This is a genomic window from Okeania sp., assembly GCF_983059655.1.
In genome coordinates, this window is the sequence record NZ_CEZPJD010000687.1 from 1,223 (window position 1) to 4,287 (window position 3,065).

Below are 3,065 nucleotides of genomic sequence, written 5' to 3' on the forward strand. Positions count from 1 at the left end.
TTAGATTTATTTGCTAAAATAGACCGACAAGAACTGGTCGCCAAATTTATCATTCAGCAAGGTGAAGTTCTCAAAAAATTAGAAGCATGGAGTGATCTATACAAGCTTGCTCAAAAAGCTTTGGAACTACATTTAACTTACGGTACAGAAGATCAAATTGCTCAAGATTACGGATTTTTGGCTGAGGCAGCAATGCACGAGTCAAAATGGGACCATGCTAGCCAATTAGCAGAATTAGCAGTTGCCATTCAAAATCAATCCATAGGAAACCCTCTAGAAATTGCACAATATCAAAATTCTTATTTCTCAATTTTAACTGAATCTCAAAGTAACTTAGAAGAGTGGCAAGCTACTGTTAATCAACTAGAAAAAGCGCGACGAAAAACAAACCCCCATCATGATTTACACTCCTATATTTCCATACTAAAAGCATTAAAAAAGCTTTATTTTGACCAAGACCAATATGGAAAGTCTGCCAGAATCAAAGAAGAAAAATTACGAGTTGAACATCAATATGGATTAAAAGCTTTTATCGGAATAAGTCCATTACAACCACAACAAAGTTCCGATCGTAATCCGATAGTTCCTAGAGAAATTAAAGTTTCTGGTCGCCTAGAAGACGTGAATAATTTAGTAGAAAGAATCAAAAACCAGGAGCATAAACTAATAGTTATACATGGTGTCTCTGGTGTGGGTAAAAGTTCTTTAATTAATTCTGGATTAATACCTACTCTACTCGCAGAAAATTCAGAAGATGATCGAGCAATTTCACCTATACTACTGCGAGTTTATACAGATTGGATGAGAAATTCTGACTCTGCAACTTGGAATCTAGAATATGTATTGGAAACATTGCGTAAAAATCATCAAAAAAATAATTTAAAAGTATTAATTTTAGACCAGTTTGAAGAGTTATTTGCTGTCTGTCCAAAACCAGCTCAAAGAATACCACTTTATCAATTTTTATATGACTGTTTAAACTTGGATTTTGTGAAAGTAGTTTTATCTATTCAAACAAATTACTTACATTACTTATTAGAATGCGATCGCCTGACAAACTTAGAAACAGTAATTAACTATGAAATTTTATCTAAGGAAATTCTTTACTACATAAGTAATTTTGAGCCAAATCATAGTCAAGAAATTATCAAAAACTTAATTGAACCTGCTCAATTAAATTGGGAGGCAGATTTAATTTCTCAAGTAGTAAAAGATTTAAGTTCAGCAGACAATACAGTAAGCCCAATGGAATTGCAAGTAGTAGGCACTCAACTTCAAGAAGAAGCAATTACAACTGTTGAAGCATATCAGAAACTAGGAGATAATCCCATCAAAAAACTCACAATAAACTTTATAGATGGAGTAATAAAAGATTGTGGCTTTCTGAACGGACGAACAGCAATATTTGTCCTATACTTATTAACAAATGAACATGGTACTCGCCCTCTAAAAACTCGTACTGAATTAGCATCAGAGTTATTAATGGAAGCTAATAAATTAGATTTAGTTTTAGATGTATTAGTTGCTCGAGGATTAGTTTTACTGCTGCCAGATGTACCAGAAGATAGCTATCAATTAGCCCATAACTATTTAATTCCTTTAGTTCGAGAACAGAAACAGGAAGGAGAAAAATCAATTTCTGAATTTGAATTTGACACAGATATGATGTAATAGGGGAGCAGGGGAGTAGGGGAGTAGGGGAATAGGGGAGTAGGGGAGTAGGGGAGATTGAAGTAGGGGAGTAGGGGAGTAGGGGAGTAGGGGAGATTGAAGTAGGGGAGATTGAAGTAATTATAGAATTATCGATATATGTTATATAACCTGATTCTATATAATAACTGAAGTGACAAGATATCATTATTTACCTTAGCTTCATTTTTAACTCAGTTTAATTTAAGGTCTATACACCATCCTTAAAATTGAAAATATTCTAATTTTACCAAAAAAACTAGGGTAAAAAATCCTGATAATTCTCAAGAAAATATTTAAACTCCAATATCAATAAACTAACCTGTTAAAAATATTATAGCAGTCACTATTACTTCTTCCTTATTATTACTTCTTACTTCTTCCCTCTTCCTTCTTACTCCTTCCTTATTAAATTATGAAAAAACTAGCTAAAATCATCCTCAATACTGCTTTATTTGCTAGCTTGGGTTTGAGTTCTATAGTCATACAAGCAGGTAGCTGGGATAACTTTAAACTACGCTATTTTCATCTGACAAAATATCTAAATAATCAAGATCAAGAAATCCAAGATATTCAAGCACAAAATCTCGATCCTCAGCAATATAGTCGGATTAATTTAGCTCAACTTTTGAATGGCGGACCGCCAAAAGATGGTATTCCTTCTATTGATAAACCAAAATTTGATACAGCCACAACAACACCTTTTTCCACTAATGAAACAGTAATTGGTATAGAAATAAACGGTGAAGCTGTTGCTTATCCTTTTGGCATTATGAATTGGCATGAAATTGTTAATGATACAGTAGGAGGAATGAATATTACTGTTACTTATTGCCCTCTTTGTGACACGATAATTGCATTTGAACGTGGTAATACAACTTATGGAGTTTCTGGCAAACTTTATCAAAGTTGTTTAGTTATGTATGACCGCTCTAATGATACTCTTTATTCTCAACCTTGGGCTATTGGTGTTCTTGGTCGGGATGTTAACAGTAATTTAAATAGAATTTCTGCGATTAAAACTACTCTTGGAAATTGGTTAGCAGCGCATCCTAATAGTAAAGTTTTATCTACAGAAACAGGTTATAAACGTGATTATTTTAACTATCCTTATGGCAGTTATTATACTGATAAAATGTTGATTTTTCCAGTGAGAAATCAAGACCAAATGAACGAACATCCCAAGGCTATTATTAGCTATGTTTGGGAAGCAGACCAAGAAACACCTCAAAATTATTTCTCAGGTAGTAGCGTTCAGTTTTTACATTCAGAAATTAAGCAATTAAAAGAAAAAATTGTAGAATTTAATGGGCGAAAAATTCGAGCTAAATGGGATAGTGAAATGCAAACTGTGATTGTTGAAGAATTCGATGGTA

Annotated in this window: 2 protein-coding genes; both read left to right on the forward strand. The window is 33.2% G+C overall.

The window, feature by feature from the left end; all coding sequences use genetic code 11:
* Positions 1–1,671: nSTAND1 domain-containing NTPase (locus tag AC3DU7_RS26675; RefSeq protein WP_488042290.1), on the forward strand; the 1,671-nt coding region annotated here is incomplete at its 5' end.
* Positions 1,672–2,104: 433 nt separating this feature from the next.
* Positions 2,105–3,065, forward strand: a 961-nt coding sequence (locus tag AC3DU7_RS26680; RefSeq protein ID WP_488042291.1) for a DUF3179 domain-containing protein, incomplete at its 3' end; no start/stop codon positions are given.